Origin of the sequence: Rhodopirellula bahusiensis (assembly GCF_002727185.1) — a bacterium.
Taxonomy (GTDB): domain Bacteria; phylum Planctomycetota; class Planctomycetia; order Pirellulales; family Pirellulaceae; genus Rhodopirellula; species Rhodopirellula bahusiensis.
The window spans coordinates 355216-375773 of sequence record NZ_NIZW01000007.1; the positions used below are offsets into that span (position 1 = coordinate 355216).

Genomic DNA, 20558 nt, shown 5'->3' on the forward strand with positions numbered 1-20558 from the left:
CTTTAGCAAACTGTCGAATCATTCGGCAAAGACCCGACCCATTCGGCAACGATCCAGCGTCCCTGATTCCCGACCTAGATTTCTCACGCACTGTCATGGCGAAGCTGTATTTCTACTATTCCACGATGAACGCCGGGAAATCCACGGTTTTTCTGCAGTCCAGTTACAACTATCGCGAGCGAGGGATGAACACACTGATCCTGTCTCCGGAGATCGACACCCGGTTTGGCAGCGGCAAAGTCGCCTCGCGAATCGGGATCGAATCCGAGTCGGTCTCGTTCAACACAGCGGACAATTTGCTGAACGTCGTTCGTGAACAAAAGCGAATGAAACCGCTGCACTGTGTGCTGGTCGATGAGGCTCAGTTTTTGACGCGAATTCAGGTCCGGCAGCTCAGCGACGTTTGTGACGACCTCGACATTCCCGTGTTGGCGTACGGATTGCGCACTGATTTCCAAGGCAATCTGTTCGAAGGCAGCGAACACCTGCTGGCTTGGGCCGACACACTGACTGAGCTCAAAACGATTTGCCACTGCGGCCGCAAAGCCACGATGGTGCTTCGAGTCAGCGAATCCGGCCAAGTCATTCGCGACGGAGAACAGGTGCAAATCGGAGGAAACGAACGCTACCAAACCGTTTGCCGCCGGCATTTCAAAGAGGCGATCTACCAGCGCAACGAAGACGACCTGCCGCTGCTGGACTCGAACGAACCCCGCCAATCGGAGCGTTAAGAATTCGCGACGAATCGCGGGTGTCCGCGGTGGATGCGTCCTACCCCGCACGAGCCTCGGTCGACTATTCTGGGTCCATGCAAGTCTCACAAGAATTGATCGATCGCGTTCTGCGACTCGTTCACGCGGCGGAATACCGTCCCAGCAAACCCAAACAAATCGCCGCCCTGTTGGAACTGGACGCGGACGGTTACCGCGAAGTCCGTCGGGTGATCAAACAATTGGTCCTCGAAGGCCGATTGATCTACGGCGGCAACCACTTGGTCGTCGCTGCCGCGGCGGTCGGAGGCCCCACCGACCAAATTCGCGGCACGTTTCGCCGAGCCATGGGCGGCGGCTTTGGTTTCGTTCGCCCTTCCAGCGGTGGTGGCAGTGCCGACGCGGATGTTCCCGAGGATGTCTTTGTTCCCCCGGGCATGACCGCCGGAGCCCTGGAAGGCGATTTGGTCGCCGTGACAATCGAACCCAGTCGCCGAGGCGGGACCGAAGGCAAAGTGGTGGAGGTGTTGCAACGAGCTCGCCGTCAATTCACCGGCACGTTTTTTTCCGCACCGCTGCCTGACCAACCCGGTTCCGACACGATCGAAGGTCCGGTCGTTTACCTCGATGGCGTTCATTACGAAGCACCGGTCAGTGTCGGCGACGTGCGAGGTCTGCCGCTGCAAGACGGTGACAAGATCTTTGTCGAGATTGTCGACTTCCCCGATGAAGAATCTGGCGGCGGAGAAGCCGTCATCCTCGAGCGTTTGGGAAGCAGCAAGAACCCGGCGATCGACACGCTGACGATCATGCGGCAATACGCGTTGCCGGACGAGTTCTCCGAAGAGGTTCTCGACGAAGCTCGTGAGCAAGCCGATGCGTTCGACGACGACGTCGTTCCGACGGACCGCAAAGACCTCACGGACATGCTGACAATCACGATCGATCCGTTCGATGCACGTGATTTCGACGACGCGATCTCACTGCAACGCGAAGACGGTCGATGGCGGTTGTGGGTGCACATCGCCGACGTCAGCCACTTCGTTCCGCCCGGTGGCAAACTCGATGTCGAAGCACGCCGTCGCGGCACCAGCGTTTACCTGCCCGACCGTGTGATCCCGATGATCCCCGAGATCATCAGCAATCACCTAGCGTCCCTTCAACCCGAACGCATGCGTTTGGTGAAGACCGTCGAGATCGAAATGCTGGACGATCTGACGATCACTCACAGCGAAGTTCACAACGCCGCCATCCGCAGCGACAAACGTTTCAACTACGAGCAAATCGACCAGTTTCTCGCGTCCCCCGAAACGTTCCAAAAGGATTGGGGCGGCCCGATCTGCGAGCTGCTGACGCACATGCACAAGCTGGCGATGCAGATTCGCAAGCGTCGGTTCAAAGACGGCTCGCTGTCGATGGACATGCCGGACATCAAGCTCGAACTGGATCGCACCGGCAAAGTCAAAGGTGCCTACCAAACCGAGAACACCGAGAGTCACCAGATCATCGAGGAGTTCATGCTGCTCGGCAACGAAGCCGTTGCGACTTGGTTGGACGATCAAGAACTCAATTTCCTACACCGAATTCACGCACCGCCTGAACGCCGCAAACTGCGACAACTGACCAGCTTTGTCAAAGACCTCGGGCTGGGTTTTGACAATGTCGAAAGCCGCTTTGAAATTCAAGCGGTGCTGGACAAAGTCGCTGGCACTACACTGGAAAACGCTGTCAACTTTGCGGTGCTCAAGAGCATGAGCAAAGCGGTCTACGGCCCACACCGTGAAGGACACTACGCGCTCGACAAAGAACACTATTGCCACTTCACCAGCCCGATCCGCCGGTACCCTGACCTCAGCGTTCATCGATTGGTGCAGCGTTTGATCGAGAAGAAGTCCACGCCGGACGAATCATTCGCGGAACTTGTCAAACTCGGGCACGAATGCAGCGATGCCGAACGCAACGCCGCGCAAGCTGAACGCGAATTGATTCAACTGAAGCTGCTTCACTTCCTGAAAAAGAAACAGGGCGAAACGCTCGAGGCCGTCATCAGTCGCGTGTTCGCCGATGGCATTCACGCTCGCTGTTTGAAACTTCCCGTCGACGGGTTCATCCCGGTCACGGAACTTCCCAGCGATCAATATCGATTCGAACGCCGCGGGCAGGTCCTGACCGGATTCAAGGAAGGCAACCGGTTCCGCCTCGGCGACCATCTGACGGTTCGAATTGGCAAAGTCGATTTGCAAGACCGGCAGCTGTACCTCGACGTGGTAAAGAATCACTCCGCGGGCAAAAAAGATCCGCGAGGACCCGTTACCAGCAAGTCGAAGAAATCGCCCTACAAGAGCAAAAAGAAGAACGAGCGACGCGAAAAGAAGAAACGCCGCCGTCGTTGAAGCGGCGGTTCAAAACCAACCAACAATCCGTAGCACGGTGTTCCCCGACCGTGACATGATGCAGTGTGCCACGGTCGGGGACCACCGTGCTACGTTTTCTTTCATCGCTATGAACGTTCTCATTCTCACCGGTGCCGGAATCTCAGCGGAATCCGGAATCCCCACGTTCCGGGACGCCAACGGATTGTGGGAGGGGCACGCGGTCGAAGAAGTCGCCACGCCTCAAGGATTCGCTCGCAATCCAGAGTTGGTGCAAGAATTCTACAACCAACGACGGCGAGCGCTGCTGAACCCTGAAATCCAACCCAATGCTGCGCACGTTGCTCTCGCGGATTTTGAACGCGAACACGTCGAGAAGGCACGTGGCAATTTCCTCCTGGTGACTCAGAACATCGACAACCTGCACCAACGCGCAGGCAGTCAAAACGTGCTGCCCATGCATGGGCAATTGCTGCAAGCCCGATGCACTTACACGGAAGAGGTGTTCGACTGGACCGAGGACCTCGGCAATGACACGCCGCACCCGGAAGACCCAGACAACGATCGCATGCGAGGTTGCTTGCGACCCAACGTCGTCTGGTTTGGCGAGATGCCGATTGGACTGAACCGCATTGAGCAGGCAGCAACGAGTGCTGACCTGTTCATCGCAATCGGCACGTCCGGCGTCGTGTATCCCGCCGCCGGCATCGTGGCTCAAACGCCTCCGCACTGTCGTCGCATCGAAGTGAATCTGGACGACACCCCCGCGTCGAGTGCCTTCGATGAAACCATTCACGGTTCCGCCAGCGTTGAAATTCCGAAGCTACTGGATCACTTCAAAGCGATGTAGACGTCGGTGATCAGATTCTTAGTGTCAGTGGTTTCCGGATCGTTGCGATAGATTTCGCAGCCGACCGCTTTGGCCATCTTCATCTTCTTGTAGCGAATGAATTGGATCCCACCCGACCAAGCGTTCCCGAGATGGGCATAATCGCCGACGTGTCGAACCAGCAAAAACTTCCCGGCGGGAATCGTGTCCGCCACGCAGGCCGGCGGAACGGGCGTTCCCTTGTCGGCCAAATAACCCGCCGTGTAGTCGAACCATCGTTTGCGAAGGTCCGACGTCGTGTGATACAGGCTGGCCCATTCATGCACGCGTTCATCGTCCGCGTTGTAATGCGGTTTGACTCGTTCCAGCGTCGCAGCCATATGACAACCGATGTCGTCCATCGTGCATCCGCCGCGTTGACCGATGATCAAGCGATCGGGTTCGTTGACCACCCCTTTGATCTCAAGCTCTGAGAGCACTTCGCCGGTTTCCACCAATTGCTTGAGCATTAGCAACCCACGTTCGTAGTCCATGCCGACGAACGTCTCCATCATCGATCGCATCCAGAACAAGAACCAAGGCAACTTACCTCGCATGTGCCAGGTGATTTTCGAACCCGGTCGACCATCCGTCGAGACCGGTTCAATTTCAAATTCGACCTTGGATTCCGACTTGAACGGTTTGACAAAAGCCAAATCGGCCAACATGGATGCGTTGGAGGACGAGTTCTTCGGAGGCTGGAGTTCACGATGTGTCATCGAGCCCTCGCCAACCAATTCACCTTTCCAGTGGTAGGTCGCACCGTTCGCGTTTGGTGGATCGCTGACGGTCACTTCGGCTTCGGGATCCACTTGCAACCAGGGCGACCACCGAGTCCAAGTCGAATAATCTGTGACTGCATTGAAGACATCACTGACATCAGCATCGATGGTCTGGGAACGCTGAATATGAAAAGCAGGCATGGTGAATTCGTCCCTTCGGAGTGGCTGGCGTACCGACTCCGGATATCCTAGCAAAATCGCGGTGGAACAGCGTTACGACGCAATTTCCCGACCGAAACTGCTCATGAGTTTCGCCCGAATCAGTCCTGCTCACCTGTATAGTCGCCGGTTGGCCCGCCATTCGTTTTCAATTCAACGACCACCAACAATGGTCGGTGATCCGAGGCAATCGGTTCGTCCAGCACTTCGGTTGAGACGATCCGCCACGAGCTGGCAGGACACATCGCAACATAGTCGAGTTGTCGGTTGGGTGATTTCGCGGGAAAGGTATGCATCGATTCTGATGTCGAGACCTTCCACTTTGTTTGCAGCAATTGCATGGCCTCAGAAGCGGGCTTCGCGTTGAAGTCGCCCGCGATAACAGTCGGCTGGTCACCGTTGGCAAACAGTCGATTGAGCTCATCGATCTGCTTTTCCCGCAGGTCAGCACGAACGTGGTGCAAGTGGGTCGTCGCGAAACGCAATCGGGTTGAGTGAATCTGCATTTCAGCGACTCCGACGATCCGGCGTTCCCGGATGGGATCTCCGGGCAACCAGTGCACTTCGAGCGATTCGATCGGGTATTTCGAAAGGATCGCTTGACCATACTCTCCGCCGTCGTAGTCGATTTGCTTTGCGAATTCCCCAAACAAACCGGACTTGGCCGCTAGTGTTTCGACTTGATTGACCATTCCGTTCCGGCGGGTGTTTTGGTCGACTTCCTGGACCGCTACCAAATCAGGTTCCACCTTTCGAATGACGTTTGCCAAACGATCCAGATCGATCTTGCCGTCATTTCCTGCCCCGTGATGGATGTTGTAGCTCAACACCCTCAACCGAATCGGCGAGGCCGAATCCTGTGCTTGCACCTGCGGGGCCGAATGGAACGAGACAAAGACGGTTGCGAGCAGCAGAGTGACTTTGACGGGCAATGTCGACATTCAATTCACGTTGTTTGAAGCAGGTAGCAAGTTGGAAGCAGTTGACCAAACATCTGATGTTGTGTGGACGAGAATCCGTTCGGCTCGAACTCACCGAAGCAATCCGGAGGGAGGTTACTTCAATCTCCACCGAGTGTGTTGAAACTGCTCTTACCCAGGACGGAATCCTTCCAAGATTCCTCACCCACCCGATAGCCGGACTCGGCAGCAAATCAATCGGAGCGTTGAACGCACTGGAGCGTTTGGATAGGCTTCGATTCGTCGGCCAGCGCAACTACACTGGCGGTCCACGCAACGACCGGTGGGAACCCTGTTGGCAAAGCCAGCGGGGAGATCCGAAGGCCAGTCGCTCGCGTGCGAGACGTTGCCCCGCAATCGCATTTTCAATTGACGATTCGTCTCGGACGAAGCGACTGGCAACTGACACGGTAATGGACGGCAAAATGCCTCGTGCGCAAAGGTCGCGCTAGCCAGGTTCGAATTCAACAAGAAATCAGGTTTTTGAATGGCTCAAGCCAACGCTCAACTGAAGCAAGTTCGCCAAAGTTTAGGGCTGTCGCAGTTGGAACTTGCGACGCGGGCGGGAGTTTCGGCACGGACCGTCCAGTTTGCTGAATCGGGTCAGAATGTTTCCAGCGGGACGATGCGGCGAATCGCGACCGCGTTGGGCGTGGAATCAGACCAGTTGGTCCGAATTGATCCTGGCACCGGTCAAGATGCGTTTGTGGATCTTCCCTGGTCCATTGTGGACAGATTCCGAAACAATCGCCCAATTGACCAGGGCAGCATGTGTCGCAACGAATCCGAAGTGGCGGAGATCGTTCGGCAGATGCGAGAAAACTTCAGCGTACACATTCAAAAATGGGGGTCGTCTCAAAGCCAGCAGGAAGCGTTGCAGCGAGACAAGGCGATCAACCAAGTGTACGTTCGCTACGAACAACGGTACATCGAATTGTGGCGTCAGAACCCGGGCTGCATTCGCTTGGATCGCATCAACGAAACAATCTGTGGGGCCAGCATCGTATTGCCGCTGACCACCGAATCGTTCCAAGCGTTCCGCAACGGCGAACTGGGCTGGCTGGACATCTCCGCGGGCGACTTAGCGGACCAATCCCAGTACTTGCTGCTTGATTCAGTCACCGAGTTCACCAACCAATGTCGCCGCCCTTGGTACCAAGTCACCAAATCACTCAGTTCGATCACCTTCGCTCAAGTGGCCTCTCTGGCAGAATCCCCCAATCAGTCGGACTTCGAAATGGTTTCGTTCTCGGCGAGTCCATTGAATGAGCGAAGGCTTGCCACCATTGGCTTCATTCCTGAACCGACCACGGAACCCGAGTTCAACTACCCGATCTATTGGTTCGGAGAAGACCCACGGATTCTATCGAAGGATGAATACACCAATTGGTCCACCTTCAAACACTTTGCGATGCTAGTCAAATCCGTTGACAAGTCCGCCATTCGCCGGCGGATGATTCGTAGTGCTCTTGCGATGATCAAACGACTGCAACGACCAATGGGCGGTTCGTTCGAGCAACAAGCGGCCTAAACTGTTCTCCGTTGTTGCAACACGCCGCATTCACATCAAGTTGACTGGATCGATGTCAACGAGGAATTCGATTTCCTCTTTGGGGTCGACTTTGAAGTCGGCCAAACCTCGACGGATGACTTCGCCGACGACCGCCGCTTCGGTGGCCTGAAGCAACAAGTGAAACCGATACTTGCCGCTGATCTTGACGATCGGTGGAGGTGCCGGCCCAAGGATCCGAACCTCTGCCTTGAGCAGATCGCGAGCCTTTTCCAAGCGGTCAACAATCGCGTCGGCGACGGATTCGGTTTTGTCTTCCAGCGGGCCGCGAATGATGATCCGCGCCACGCTGCCGAGCGGTGGGTAGTTGAACTTCTTGCGGTTCACCATCTCGTCTTCGACGAACTTCAAATAGTCGTGCCTCGCCGCGGCTTGAATCGCCGGGTGCTCCGGCGTGAACGTCTGCACGATCACTCGGCCGCCACGATCGCCACGTCCCGTTCGACCAGCGACCTGAGTGACCAATTGGAACGTTCGTTCGGCGGCGCGGAAGTCCGGGAAGTGCAACGCTGAGTCCGCGTTGATCACGCCAACCAACAACACGTTGGGAAAGTCCAACCCTTTCGCGATCATCTGCGTGCCGAGCAACACATCGATCTCGCCGGCACGAAACTCCGACAGCACCCGTTGGTGGCTGCCAGCCCGCTTCATCGTGTCGCTGTCCATCCGAGCAATGCGAGCATCGGGGAACCGAGCCTTGGCTTCCATTTCCAATTTCTGCGTGCCCAAACCGCCGTAGCGAATCCCATCGAAGCGACACGCCGGACACCAGGGCGGCGTCGGGATCGTGTAATCGCAGTAGTGGCACATCGCCTTGCCGCCGTCACGGTGATGAGTCAGCGGCATGTCACAATCGGGACACGCACACACGGTGCCGCAAGCGGGACACTGGATCGTCGTCGCGTAACCACGTCGGTTGAGCAACAGAATCGCTTGCCCTTTTTCCTTCAGCGTCTCCAACACCGCAGCATGCAAGGGTCGGCTGATCGCGCCGCCCTTGCCGCGTTCCTCTTTGACCCGCAAGTCCACCAGTTGGACATCGGGCATCGGACGATTGCCGACCCGCTCCGACATCGTGACCAGTTCCGCGTGCCCGGTTTGCGTCGCATGCCAAGCTTCCATTGACGGCGTCGCGGAACCCAGCACCAACGGAATGCCAAGTGCCATCGCTCGGGCGTGAGCCACCTTGCGAGCGTGATAGCGTGGCTGCTTGTCTTGCTTGAACGAGGTGTCGTGTTCCTCGTCGATCACGATCAGCCCCAAGTTCGGCAGCGGTGCGAACACCGCACTGCGAGGCCCGATAACGACTTGGACTTCTCCTCGACGAATCCGCTGCCAATGGAAGTGACGTTCCGACGCGGACATTTGGCTGTGCAACACCGCGACGTTCTGGAAACGATCTTCGAATCGCCCACGGGTTTGTGGTGTGAGGCTGATCTCGGGCACCAACACGATCGCCGATCCCGCTTGCTTGACGACGTGTTCAATCGCCTGGATGTAGACCTCCGTTTTGCCACTGCCGGTCACGCCGTGCAACAACAACGTCCGCCCGCGTCCGCTGTCGACGGCTGAATTGATGCGAGACAACGCGTTCTCTTGTTGCGCCGTCAGCTCATGCGTTTTTCTGGCTTCGCCATCGTTGGACTGAGCCCGAATGCGGATGTTTTGACTGAGCTCTCGTCGCACTTCGGGGATCAAGAGCTCTTTCTTTCGCAACCGCCGAATCGGGTCCTCGGTGCACTCGGCCATGATCGCGATTTCTGCCGCGGTCATCGGTCGATCTTGAGCGATCAGAAACCGCATCGCCGACTGTTGCTTGGATGGCAACTTGGCAATTTGTTCTTCGGTCAGCCCCGGTGCCGGTCGAAAGTAAGTCGTCTTCCGCGTGCCCGCGTTGTCGCGAACGCTGGCGGGAATCAACGTGTCAAAGACTTGGCCCGCCGGAACTTGGTAGTAGTGAGCGATAAACATGACCAAGCGAACCAGGGCCGCATCGCACAGCGGTTCGTCGTCGATGACTTCGGCCACGTCGCGAAGTTTTTGCTGTGCCGCGTTGCCGGTCTTGATCGACACACACCAACCCGGAGTGGGCTTTTTCCGATGCCCCAGCGGCACGCCCACACGCATCCCCGGGCGGAGGACATCCAGCAAATCGTCCGGGATTCGGTAATCGTAGGGCCCGTGTGGCGATCGAGCGAACACGATCGACGCAAGCTGAACGTCTTCGCCGACCGTCAGCTCCCAGGGAGGAGGATCGGTTTCGAACAATTCGTTCTGGGTTGGTTCGGACGAGTCTGCGGGCACGGGTGCGGCGGCAAAAGGAGGGAAGTGCAAAGTTGGTTCGCCCAGATCGGGCATCGATGAATCAGACAACATAACGTGTGAGCTCCTTTTCTTCCCGGCGGGCGCAAGATAACCCATCTATCATCGCCTCACCCCGTGACACGTCTGGTCACCCGCCACGTCTGCGCCAAGACCACCCTGCCCCGCCCTACCCCACCACGAGCCTCTTCGGGAGTTCCAGCCCGAGCGATTGACGCGGACTTCTCCGGAGCCAGCCAGGCTCATTCACCCAAAATGGGTCCGTCGTGGACAACGCAGTGCAAATCGGATGCATGGGTGACCCGGTGGCCATCGGCCCCAATACCTTTTCTCCCGCCGATTCCCAGTCGTTTTTTGTGTCAGGGATTCGCTGACTGGATCTCGATCTTCTCCAGTTCCAAGCTTGACATTTGCGATTCAGAGGCAAGCGTGAATTGGATGGAACCAGGGCGGATGTCCTCCGTCCCGATGTCCGCGTACCCGAGGACTTTGCTCTTGGTTTTGCCTTTGCAAACAAAGAAGATCGTCCGCTGAAGACGCACCAAACGCAGCGTTCGAACCGCATCGAGGTCGACGATGTCCATGTTGTTCGATTGGAAATTGTTGTCCTTGTTCTTTCGATTTGGAATCTGCGCCGTGATTCGAAAGCCGTTGTCGTCCCTCGGCTGGAGAGTCAATTCGGCCTTGTTGGGTTGGTCACCGACGTCCAGTCCGATCGTGAATTTGCTATCGTCGCTCAGCTGTAAAGTTCCGATGTCCACGGTGATCTCAAAGTCTCCGCTCAAGGCCTTGCTGTATCCGATCAATGCGGAATCATGATCCGCGATCATCTTGATTCCGCTTTCTGTCACACTCGCATGAATCATCTCTGCGAACTCGCGAGTAGTGGGTTGAAAAGAATCCACAATCGATCGATGCCTGAATTCTCTTGTGACACGTTCCAATGCGGTCACGCGAGGATCCAAATCTTTTGATCCTGGTGGACTGGTGCGAATCACCAACTCTTCCAACACGACGGACAATTCTCCCGCCTTCATGCGGCTTGCCTCAATGCGAAGTCCCATGGTTGAGACAGGGTCACGCACGGCTCTGGTACCCAAGAGGTGGAATCGGTCGGAGTCACCGTGCGCGATGAGTGCATACGTTGTGTCACCGCGTCGGATGAGTCGGAGCCTGCCTTCTCTCGATTCATCACCTGTCTTTCTTGAGTCAAAAACCTTTTTTGTTTTTCCCAAATACATCCACCGCATCGTGGCGAGTTCCTCGCCAGCAGCACGATAGCTACGTGCGGCACTGTAGCGATTGCCGTGCTCGTCAAGAAACCGCAACGTGAAATCGGCCTGCCCGGTTTCTGCTGAGCCCGTCAAGTTCGAAAAACGCAACGTGGCGTCAAAGTCCCCGGATATGCGATGCCGGTCGCCAACGAAATAGGAACTGAATCCGGGCAAGACATCCGGTTCGATTCGAAGCCCGGATGGCGAAGCGTAGGATCGGGCTCTGGATCTCGGGGTATCGAAACGAGTGCGATCGATTGGCTTTGTGAAATCAATCCGCGTGTGCTCCTGCATCGTTTCCAGTCCAGCGAGGAACTCCGGCACATCGCTCGCGAGTTCCTGCTGTTGCGGAGCGGGTAGACTCTTTGGCCAATCGCCAGTCCATGTCATGTTTCGAACTTTGAGCTTCGATTCACTCCCGACGTAATAGAGCCCCAACCGGCGCTGGTGTTGAATGAGACCGTGCTGAAATGCGTCAACGTCATTGACCGCAATCTGTAGTTGATCGCCCTGAATGGTCAAACGAACACGGTTCCAATCGTTCTCCTTCAAACGAAGCGGAATGGAATCGGGATTCGAAGCCGTCGCAGTTGATGTCATTCCAACCGACGGATTGTGAACCCAATGTGGTCGCACGCCATCTGCATCCAATCGAAAGACGAGTCTTTCAATCGCGGGGTGAGCACTGTACTCACCGGATTGATAGAAAAACTCGTACTCAATCACGCCATCCTCGAGGATCGGACGATGGTAGTGAGCCAAGCATTCCACGGACGTGTGCCCAACATTTTCAATTCGCTTGCCGGTAATGAATCCGTTCGCGTGGTCGTCGGTCGTTGCCCATCGTTGATCGGCATCGTCTTGGTAAGCTTTCCAACTGCGAGCCCCCTCGAGCAACGGATAAACCGTCTCGGGAACGACTGGTCTTCCCGTGATTTGCAAATTCCGAACGGTCCCACGCGTGCCAGGATCGTTGCGAAGTGCCAGCCAAGGTGCGTATCCGAATTCACGTCGATCGACTTCGCGGCCATTGCAAAACGTTGTGACTTGGTCGCCTCGAACAACCGCTCGATATCGCAGGTAGGTATCTGGAACAGGTAGCGGTTTCTTTTGGAATGGAGAGTATCCATGCACAGAGCGATAATCACCCCGCATCAATCCCGCCCCTTCAGCGATCGATAGCCACTGGCCGCCGACAAAGATGACGCCGTTCTGGTTGGGAATCAGCGATACATCAGCTTCGACTTCGTAGTTGCCCGCCAATGGGGTTTGGTAGTGCAGATAGTCGACATCGTGTGACGTCACACACCGTACCGTTCCATCGGAGGCGAACCAGCGTGTGTTTGGGCGACCGGCATCCTGAGTGCTAGCAGTGGCCCGTGCAGACGGGTGCCAGTGCCTGAGTCTTTCCGAATCGCCGAATTCCAGTCGTGCCTGGATGTCCTGCAGATGCAAACCGAGTGCGGACATGGGAACACTGTCCTGCATCGGTAGCAGAACTTCAAAGATATCCGCGCTGACATCCTTTAACGCTGGCACTTGATGTGAGACGTAGGTGAACAGCAATTCAGGCCACCGCTCGGTCAGCGGTTCATTGCTTCTCGCGACCAATTCATACAGTTTGTCGCCCAACTTGTTTGCCGAATCCATCCGGCCCCGTGCCATTTCGATCAACGCCAGCAAAGCTACTTTGCGTCGTTGCTGGGTATCGTCTGCATCGGGCAGTTCACTGAGACGACGAAACAAGTCATCCAGTTGTTTCGCTCTTTTCGCAACGCGGATCAACTCCAATGCTGGTGACTCGACTTCACCGCCCAGACGCTGCACACCGTTTTCGGATGTCAGGTCGGTAGCAGCGAAGGAACCGTCGATGCGCAGAAGTGTTGGACGGTAAGGTGGCAAGACCCAATTCACCAAGTACTCGTATTCGGCCGTCGGGTCGTCACTCATTGCCCGAGCTGTAGCAACAGCGGTTCGACCGTTTTGCCGCACGATGTCTTCGCCGAAAATTCGCGACATTGCGGCAGCATCTGAGTTCGTGCCCTCCTGCGCTTCCGCACTATTGATCGTTAGAAACACGACGGAAAGAGCGAGAATTAGACGATTCATAGAGTTGATCATGCCGAACTTCACTTGCTCTCTTCCATCAGCACAAACTGAGTGGGTTTGTCCGCTGTCATTGAGATGGAGCGGTTCGGGACGTAACCCTCCAAATACACCGTCGCGTTCAGACCGCCTGCAGGCATGTTCGGCACGATAAATTCGCCGTCGGGATTGCTACGGACATTTCGCATGAACACACGCCTTCCGTTCCCATGGTCAACCATGACGCGGGCATTTCTCAACGGTCGTCCGTTCGAATCTTTGACGATACCGCGATAGTCCACTCCAGCGATGAGCTGCAGATCAACTTTGTTTTCCGAACCACGCTGAGTTTGAATCGTTTTCGTTACAGGTGGGTGATACTCGCTCAAGACCGCAAGTGCCACGATACCAGGAGTGCGTGCGACGAGATCAAACACACCGTCCTTGTTGGTTGTTGCTGTGATCCTTTGATTCTCGTTTCGCGGATCGGCACCGACCACCACGACACCGGAAATGGGTTCACCTGTGTCCTGTAGAGTCACTTTTCCAGAGATCAACACGCCTTCCGCGAGCTTCCACACCACATCCATTGGTTTCTCTTCTGAAACGGAGAACGTAAAGTCCTCGCGTGGTAGAAAGCCGCGAGCCGATACCGTTGCGCTGAAGTCCGGTCGATTAGGATGAAATCCGTGCATCTCGAATCGGCCGTTCTGGTCCGTTTGGAACTCGGGCTGAAATTGCGATGTCGACGTGCCTGCCGTTTGAATGGTTGCGTTTGCGATTGGCATGCCCGTTTCAGATGTGACAAGCCCCGTCACCGAACATCCGCCGCGTGTCATCATGACTTTGTGAATCTTTCGTCTAGGCCAATTCAAGAGTACGCGTTTGGCCATATACCCGGGCGCGGATACCCAGCACTCCATGACCGTTGGCTGAAAGTCGGGGATCGAAACAGCACCATGGGAATCAAAGACAGCATCCACCTGCTTTCGCTGTTCCCAGATGCGCGCGTTCTGGATAGGAGTTCCATCATGCACATCGGTCACCAGTAATCGAACCGCACGATCTGCATGGAATTGAAGTTCGACTGCTCCTCTGACCACATCATCCCACGAGTAAGTCTCTGAAAAATCCGCGAAGCCGGTTTGCTTGGCGACAAACCGAACGGTGCTTGGTTGCTTCGATGGCGGATGAGCGTACACGCGGTAATGCGCCCCTGACATGCCCCAACCGATTCGAGTCCCCGAGCAATAGTGACGGTCCAGCAACTCTCCTCCTTCGCCGAGAAACTCAATTCCAACGACGGGAAAATGTGGCGGCGACAAGTCTGGCATGCCTTTGAAGCGAACCAAGGGAGACAGCACATTTGTTGGCAAAAAACGGACAGCGAAGTCCCAGTCTTTCAATCCGTTGGTGACTTTCAGAAGCAAAGAGTTGACACCCTTCTTCAAATTCACATCGAAGATCGTTTCGTCCAACATGGATGAATTGGCATTGGTGCTGCGTCCTACCAGGTCTCCATTGAGCCAAACCGCACACATGTCGTCGTGTGCGATTGCCATCCTCAATGATTGGTCTTTGTCACTGATGAACTGTGTCCATGCATACCCAACACAGTTCTCACCTCCGATGCCAGAGGCGAGTGCGCCTCGCAAATCGACGATCCGGCTGTCAACACTTTTCCACGTGTAGAGTCGGTCACCGTGAAAGCGGACGCTGCCTCCCCGAAAGTGCCTCTCGTCTTCAAAGTACTGTTGGCCTAACGCCTTGATACCATCAGCCTCGATGGGAATTGGCCCGAGTATCTGCCATTCCCCTAAGAAAACATTCGAACGCAAACGCTGGATATTTCCAGGAGTCTTGGAACCATCCTGGGCTTCAGACGGCTCCACGATCGCAAAAGACAGCGTGGTCGCCAGGAGCGTTGCAAGGCAAATGCGTATGTTTGGGAGCATCAAAGTTTTCAGGAATTTGCGTCGACGAAATCGGCCCGGTTCTTTGTCGCCCGGCACAAAGAATTCACCCGGACTTTTCCTGAGTTTTGGTCAATTTACTCGGCAATCGCGTCTAGCGATCAGAAAACTGTCGTCTCGGGGTTTCCGCTTCGAGAACAATCGTGCTGATGAATCGCTCCATCATGTCATCTGGATTCCGTCGAGACATTACACTGGTTCTCAAAGATCCATGCTCTCAGCTCTCAAGGAATCCAAGATCGCGGGTTCGTGCCACCGAACATTGTGACCGTGGATTCAGCCGAACGTCCGAGACAGAACATCGCCCCAGCCCAGTGCATCCATGGAGCCGCAGAGTGTCCACGATTCTGAGAAACATCCTGGCAGTCGTCGCGGGTCTCTTCCTCGGCAGCGTGCTCAACATGGCGATTGTCACCATCGGTCCGATCCTGATTCCGCTCCCCGACGGGGTGGACATGTCGAACATGGACCAATTCGCCGAGAACCTCAAACTGCTCAAACCAGCGAACTTCTTCGCACCTTGGCTGGCTCATGCACTGGGCACGCTCGTCGGCGCATTCGTTGCCGCCAAGATCGCTGCGAGCCACAAGATGAAGTTTGCACTTGGCATTGGCGTGTTCTTTCTGCTGGGCGGAATCACGATGGCCGCAAGCTTCGGCGGCCCACTCTGGTTCATCGTCTTGGACTTGGTAGGAGCGTACTTGCCAATGGGATACCTGGGTGGAAGTCTCGCGGGAGCAACGAGACCGCAACCGACGTGATCTGAAATACATTTCGACGGCCCCATCGGGGGCGGCTGGATGGTTGTTGATTGTCCTCTCGGGGCTTCCGCCCCGAGCTAAGAACGCGGACTCCTTCGGAGCCATGCAGGAACGTTCGCCCCGGACGGGGCCGTCGTGGATCACGCGACACAAAGCGATCCATAGGTTCGCTCCGCGCCCCGAACTAAGACCAACTCGCAAACCTATCAACGGGGGCTAAAAAGCCTTGCCAAGCAACCGTGTTGCCCCTAGTCGTGATCGGACAGTTGGCGTGTCACGGCATCGCTTCCTGCTGATGAATGGCGTCATTCTGCCGAAACCCAACCCACCAGTTTGACTGCCAGGGCCTACCCGCCAGAGGCAGGCGACGCTATAAATGAGCATGTCCAAATGGCGGTTTGAAAGGTGGCACCATGATCCAAGATTTCTACGTTCAACACGAAGGCAAGGTTGTCGGGCCAGCCACTGCGAAACAATTGAAGGTCCTGGCGTCCCAAGGGAAAATTCATGGTGAAACCCTGATTCGGGCCGGTGAATCGGGTAACTGGGTGCCCGCCTCCCGCATCAAAGGATTGTTTGCGGCGATCGCCAAAATTGATCCCGGGCCAGCCACTTCGATCGCAACGAGCTCAGCGGCCGCTGCCCCCTCCGTTTTCAATCAGGCTCAGTCACCCAGCGAGCTTGCCAAAGTACAGAATGTCCCCATCGTTCAGTCGACCGATTCACGGCTTTCAAAATTTATCAGCGACGGTCAGCCGCCGAAGGTGGTGGGAAAGTTACTGGGACGCGTGCACGATATTTGCGTTGAATCTGAAATCCCCGAATACATCGCAGTTCAGCACCTCCCATCAGTGATGTCGCCGGATGCGATCGTTTTGACCAATCGACGTGTCATTATCTTTCGAGCGAAATCGCTCGGCCGAATGGAGATGCTCGATGTGCCTTGGTTGCACCTCGGGAACATTCACATCAAAGAAGGGATTGTCGGAGCAACGCTTTCCGTCACCGGAATCAATGGGCACGTTGAAACGCTGGATCACTTGCCAAAGGCTCAAGCCCGTTCGGTGTATCGAGTTGGTCAACAACGTGAGGAAGAGGTTCGTGAGCAACGTCGCCAACGGATGATGGAAGAACAGCGAAACGCAGCCAGTAATGTGACCGTCAACACAAACGTTTCAGCAGCGGTTCCCGAGGCACAACCACCACATATGGATTTGACGGCTCGTTTGTCTCAACTGAAATCAATGCTGGATGCTGGGCTGATCGATCAGTCCGAGTTCGATACCAAGAAAGCCGAGATTTTAGCGATCCTATGACCGCGGCATTTCGACGGCCCCATCCGGGGCGGCTGGATGGTTGTTGATTGTCCTCTCGGGGCTTCCGCCCCGAGCTAAGAACGCGGACTCCTCCGGAGCCATGCAGGAACGTTCGCCCCGGACGGGGCCGGCGCAACACAACCACCGCGGAGCGGTGAAAGATGGTAGACGGGGGTCGCGAAGCGCACCCCCGGAGATCAAAAACAGGAAAACTGACCCCGATGGGGTCAAAGAACCACGCCGCGGAGACGCGTTGTCTCTCGTCGTAATACCACTGCTCGCGTGGCACAAAATCGTTTCCTGCTGACGGCTGGCACCATCTTGCTTCCAGGGTGGAATCCCTCGAATTGTTGTCACTCGAATCGGTAGCCCGCTCGGCTCCACTTCCGTAGCAGCCATCCGTGAAGCAACAACATGCCGGCGGCATCCAGGACAAGTGCGAACAAAACCCCGGCATCCAACGAAGTCGCCTGTGCACCATCGAAAATCATTCCCACAAACCTTCCTGCCACCGACAGAATCAGCCCAGCCAGGATCAGCACGAGCGGAATCCAAACAACACGCCTGCGGAACCAGTTCACAGCAGCAAGCATGCACAATGAGTTCGCGATCGCTGAACTCAACAACCCCGCAATTTGTCCTACATCCGAATCGGGATAGCCTCCAGCAAAACCGCTGGCACTGTAAACCTCACGCGTCCATCGCAGCAGAACAAAGATCAAGGCGGACACCAATGTCGCCAACATCAATGTTGCGATTGAGAAGGACTCTCGCCGTGAACCTGCCGAGGCTTGTGTTTCGGATGCTTCCACTGACCCAACATTCTTATCGTCTCGATCACAATTCGACTCGGTGGATTGTCCGGTGCGAGATGCTAGATCAACGATGTGAGCCGTGTTGAACACCCCAGTTGCCACGATAGCGAACCAGTGCGTTGCGATACCAGCCAAGCCGTATCCCAAACTAATTAGACTGGCGGGGACAAAACCAATCGAACCAGACATCGCCCGAAAAATACTGGTGATGTATATCCCCAGCAGGTAAACGAACAACAACAAGAGTGCGGTCTGCCATCTCCCTGGTCTCCTGGGTCGCCAATGCCACCAGATCACAAGCTGTGTTGTAAACACGCCATAAAAAATTCCGTGCAGTGAATAAGTGAAGTACAGCAGGAACCAATAGAGGTTCGATGGCTGCCAATAGAATTGTCGCACAACGGCGTAAGTCAGCGTTGCCAATGACGGAAACAACAACATCGCGAAACAGGACCAGTTTCGGTTGCGTTTACGAAGAGCGATCCAATTTTCAATCGAATTCATAGATCAGCCTTCAATCTTGAAACGCACTACTCAGCAAGACAAACGAAACAAACCCTGGCCGCACAGGCACGAACGAACACGCGATTTCGCCCCGCCCCGCCCTGCCCTTTATTTGGTCCCGCTATTTGACAGTGTGGTTGGTGCCGTTCAGTTCGTTGAGAGCGCGGTTGATCACGCGGACGGTGTACTTTCCATCGGCGTATAACTTTCGCTTTGGCTTGAGTGCTTCTTGCATCGAATTGATGACCGGCAACGCTTTCTCATCGATCTCGTCGAGCACGATGGCGGCTTGCAGTCGTTCCCACTGCGCTCCGTCCGCCAATGTCTCCGCCAGAACTGAAAGCGCATTGTCCGTGGCTTCGGGATTGCCGGAATGACAAAGCGCACGCGCCGCTGCGACTCGTACCGTCGCGGATTCGTCGGCAAGCCGTTCTTGCAAATCCATCAAATACGGCAGCTTGTCGATCTCGCCGCTAGCGAAAACGTTGCCGATACCCGTCGCTCCCCAATAACGCACTGCAGAATCTCTGTCGTCGAGTGCGGCTCGCATTTCAGGAAGAGCTCCGGGGCCTTCGGATGCGGCGAGAGCCGATGCGGCGACACGATTCGCGAGCTCGCTGTCGTCCGATTGCCGCAAGACGGCGTACTGACTTCCCAGTTCATTGGCGCGTTCGGCGAGAATCGGCTCTGGGATGAGCCCCAAGTCCTTGGTGCGGGTGACCCACTGCTCGTGCGCCGCACGCATGCGATGGAGCACCTCCGTGTGATCCGAAGACGACGTGAGATTATGGAGCTCATGGGGGTCATTCTCGAGGTCGTAAAGTTCTTCGGTGGGTTTCGTGCCGCGGAAGAAAGGCATGGCTGCTTGTGGCAACGTTCCGGACTGTTCAGCCTCGCGAATCGACCGCATCGTTTGCCCTTTCTCGGGCGTGTTCATGTATTGAAAGTATGGCTTCAACGGTTCGTAATTGCGGATGTATTTGTATCGCTGATCACGCACCATTCGAATGATGTCATAACGTTCGTCCATCCGATCGCGAGCACCGTAAACGTAGTCTCGGTCGACGGACTCCAGCTTGCTCAAGGGACTGGTCAAGAACGGCTTGCCTTGCATGGGCTCTGGAACATCCAGCCCCGCCAGATTCAAGACGGTGGGACCAAAGTCGATCGAACTCACCAAGCGGTCATCGACGACCCCGGCGGCCTTGTCGTTGGATCGAAACTTGGCCGGGATGCGAATGACCAACGGGATGTGCGTGCCGGAGTCGTAGAGCCAACGCTTCGCTCGCGGGAGCCCAACGCCATGGTCGGACCAGAAGAACACGATGGTGTCTTCGTCCAATCCGTCAGCATGGAGTTGGTCGAGCAACCCGGCCACCCAATGATCGAGCGCCGTGATCAGCTCGTAGTTTCGCTTCCAGTCTTCACGAGCGGCTGGCGTGTCCGGATAATACGGCGGGAACGTCGAGAGCTCGGCAGCGTTCTGCCGTTCACTTTCGGAAAGGCCTTCGGTGACGGCCTTGTATTTCGAATCATTCTCGATTCCAGATTCGTGGCAGCCCGTGAAGTTGAAAACAGCAAAAAAGGGCGTGTCCTGGTCCGGTCGATTCCGCCAGTGAGCCTTGTTGGACGATTGGTCCCAAGACCCTTTCGGGGTCGCGAATTGATAATCCTGCTTGGAGTTGTTGGTGCAAAAGTATCCCGCCTCACGCAAATACGCTGAGAACGGCTGGATGCTCTTCGGAAGCTTCGCTTGGCAACGCATGTGCTGCGTCCCAAGAGTCGTTTGGTACATCCCGGTGATGATCCCGCTGCGACACGGGGCACAAACACCGGCGGTGGTGAATGCGTTGGAGTACCGAATGCCTTCCTTGGCGAGCTGATCGATGCGAGGCGTGATGGCATGCGGATCACCATAGCAACCGATGTGGGGACTGATGTCTTCTGCGGAAAGCCAGAGAATGTTGGGGCGGTCGCCCGCTTCAACCGTCTGAAACAAGGGCGTTGCCGTCAACAAAAGTGCGACCATCATCGGCACTCGTGACGCTTGCAATCGTCGAATGGCTACCTGCCACATGGAGTTGGCTT

The 20558-nt window shown here is 55.9% G+C and carries 13 protein-coding genes; 6 read left to right on the forward strand and 7 right to left on the reverse strand.

Features of this window, described 5'->3' with window-relative positions; genetic code table 11:
- The first annotated feature begins 95 nt into the window (after positions 1-95).
- The 3 genes from CEE69_RS11070 (at position 96) to CEE69_RS11080 (ending at position 3932) form a co-directional block, all read left to right on the forward strand.
- Positions 96-731 (forward strand): thymidine kinase, encoded by a 636-nt coding sequence (locus tag CEE69_RS11070; RefSeq protein WP_099260702.1) that lies wholly within the window; start codon positions 96-98, stop codon positions 729-731.
- A 77-nt stretch (positions 732-808) separates the two neighbouring features.
- Positions 809-3103, forward strand: a complete 2295-nt coding sequence (locus CEE69_RS11075; RefSeq protein WP_099260763.1) for a ribonuclease R family protein — start codon at positions 809-811, stop codon at positions 3101-3103.
- A gap of 109 nt (positions 3104-3212) precedes the next feature.
- Positions 3213-3932 carry an SIR2 family NAD-dependent protein deacylase gene (locus tag CEE69_RS11080; RefSeq protein ID WP_099260764.1) on the forward strand — a complete coding sequence of 240 codons (720 nt, stop codon included), beginning with the start codon at positions 3213-3215 and terminating at the stop codon, positions 3930-3932.
- On the opposite strand, the gene CEE69_RS11085 is transcribed toward CEE69_RS11080, so the two are convergent.
- Both CEE69_RS11085 and CEE69_RS11090 read right to left on the reverse strand, forming a co-directional pair.
- Positions 3914-4873 (reverse strand): SRPBCC family protein, encoded by a 960-nt coding sequence (locus CEE69_RS11085; RefSeq protein ID WP_099260703.1) that lies wholly within the window; start codon positions 4871-4873, stop codon positions 3914-3916. The two genes, CEE69_RS11080 and CEE69_RS11085, sit on opposite strands and share 19 nt — an antisense overlap.
- A gap of 119 nt (positions 4874-4992) precedes the next feature.
- The gene (locus tag CEE69_RS11090; RefSeq protein ID WP_099260704.1) at positions 4993-5832 is read right to left on the reverse strand and encodes an endonuclease/exonuclease/phosphatase family protein; all 840 of its coding nucleotides are present in this window, start codon (positions 5830-5832) and stop codon (positions 4993-4995) included.
- Positions 5833-6337: 505 nt separating this feature from the next.
- Between CEE69_RS11090 and CEE69_RS11095 the strand changes: the two genes are divergently transcribed.
- Positions 6338-7381 (forward strand): helix-turn-helix domain-containing protein, encoded by a 1044-nt coding sequence (locus CEE69_RS11095; RefSeq protein ID WP_099260705.1) that lies wholly within the window; start codon positions 6338-6340, stop codon positions 7379-7381.
- A gap of 30 nt (positions 7382-7411) precedes the next feature.
- Here the strand turns inward: CEE69_RS11095 and priA are convergent, their stop codons facing one another.
- The 3 genes from priA to CEE69_RS11110 form a co-directional block, all read right to left on the reverse strand.
- Entirely contained in the window at positions 7412-9796 is a 2385-nt protein-coding gene (gene priA / locus CEE69_RS11100) for a replication restart helicase PriA (protein ID WP_099260706.1), read from the reverse strand.
- Between the two features lie 305 nt (positions 9797-10101).
- A complete protein-coding gene (locus CEE69_RS11105) occupies positions 10102-13125 on the reverse strand; it encodes a DUF1583 domain-containing protein (RefSeq protein ID WP_158230992.1) in 3024 nt (1007 codons plus the stop codon).
- A gap of 20 nt (positions 13126-13145) precedes the next feature.
- Entirely contained in the window at positions 13146-15056 is a 1911-nt protein-coding gene (locus CEE69_RS11110) for a carboxypeptidase-like regulatory domain-containing protein (RefSeq protein WP_143549195.1), read from the reverse strand.
- Positions 15057-15409: 353 nt separating this feature from the next.
- Here CEE69_RS11110 and CEE69_RS11115 point away from each other — a divergent pair, with 353 nt between their 5' ends.
- Together CEE69_RS11115 and CEE69_RS11120 are read left to right on the forward strand one after the other, a co-directional pair.
- A complete protein-coding gene (locus CEE69_RS11115; protein ID WP_099260709.1) occupies positions 15410-15835 on the forward strand; it encodes a hypothetical protein in 426 nt (141 codons plus the stop codon).
- A gap of 413 nt (positions 15836-16248) precedes the next feature.
- Complete coding sequence (locus CEE69_RS11120) at positions 16249-17151, forward strand: GYF domain-containing protein (protein ID WP_143549196.1); 903 nt, start codon at positions 16249-16251, stop codon at positions 17149-17151.
- Positions 17152-17504: 353 nt separating this feature from the next.
- On the opposite strand, the gene CEE69_RS11125 is transcribed toward CEE69_RS11120, so the two are convergent.
- The gene (locus CEE69_RS11125) at positions 17505-18470 is read right to left on the reverse strand and encodes a hypothetical protein (protein WP_008669675.1); all 966 of its coding nucleotides are present in this window, start codon (positions 18468-18470) and stop codon (positions 17505-17507) included.
- Positions 18471-18591: 121 nt separating this feature from the next.
- Entirely contained in the window at positions 18592-20547 is a 1956-nt protein-coding gene (locus CEE69_RS11130; protein WP_099260711.1) for a sulfatase-like hydrolase/transferase, read from the reverse strand.
- Between the last annotated feature and the right edge of the window lie 11 nt (positions 20548-20558).

What these genes read in the sequence shown, in the direction of transcription:
- CEE69_RS11070 (WP_099260702.1), top strand. Translation starts at nt 96, where the DNA reads ATGGCGAAGCTGTATTTCTACTATTCCACGATGAACGCCGGGAAATCC.
- CEE69_RS11075 (WP_099260763.1), top strand. Translation starts at nt 809, where the DNA reads ATGCAAGTCTCACAAGAATTGATCGATCGCGTTCTGCGACTCGTTCAC.
- CEE69_RS11080 (WP_099260764.1), top strand. Translation starts at nt 3,213, where the DNA reads ATGAACGTTCTCATTCTCACCGGTGCCGGAATCTCAGCGGAATCCGGA.
- CEE69_RS11085 (WP_099260703.1), bottom strand. Translation starts at nt 4,873, where the DNA reads ATGCCTGCTTTTCATATTCAGCGTTCCCAGACCATCGATGCTGATGTC.
- CEE69_RS11090 (WP_099260704.1), bottom strand. Translation starts at nt 5,832, where the DNA reads ATGTCGACATTGCCCGTCAAAGTCACTCTGCTGCTCGCAACCGTCTTT.
- CEE69_RS11095 (WP_099260705.1), top strand. Translation starts at nt 6,338, where the DNA reads ATGGCTCAAGCCAACGCTCAACTGAAGCAAGTTCGCCAAAGTTTAGGG.
- priA (WP_099260706.1), bottom strand. Translation starts at nt 9,796, where the DNA reads ATGTTGTCTGATTCATCGATGCCCGATCTGGGCGAACCAACTTTGCAC.
- CEE69_RS11105 (WP_158230992.1), bottom strand. Translation starts at nt 13,125, where the DNA reads ATGAATCGTCTAATTCTCGCTCTTTCCGTCGTGTTTCTAACGATCAAT.
- CEE69_RS11110 (WP_143549195.1), bottom strand. Translation starts at nt 15,056, where the DNA reads ATGCTCCCAAACATACGCATTTGCCTTGCAACGCTCCTGGCGACCACG.
- CEE69_RS11120 (WP_143549196.1), top strand. Translation starts at nt 16,249, where the DNA reads ATGATCCAAGATTTCTACGTTCAACACGAAGGCAAGGTTGTCGGGCCA.
- CEE69_RS11125 (WP_008669675.1), bottom strand. Translation starts at nt 18,470, where the DNA reads ATGAATTCGATTGAAAATTGGATCGCTCTTCGTAAACGCAACCGAAAC.
- CEE69_RS11130 (WP_099260711.1), bottom strand. Translation starts at nt 20,547, where the DNA reads ATGTGGCAGGTAGCCATTCGACGATTGCAAGCGTCACGAGTGCCGATG.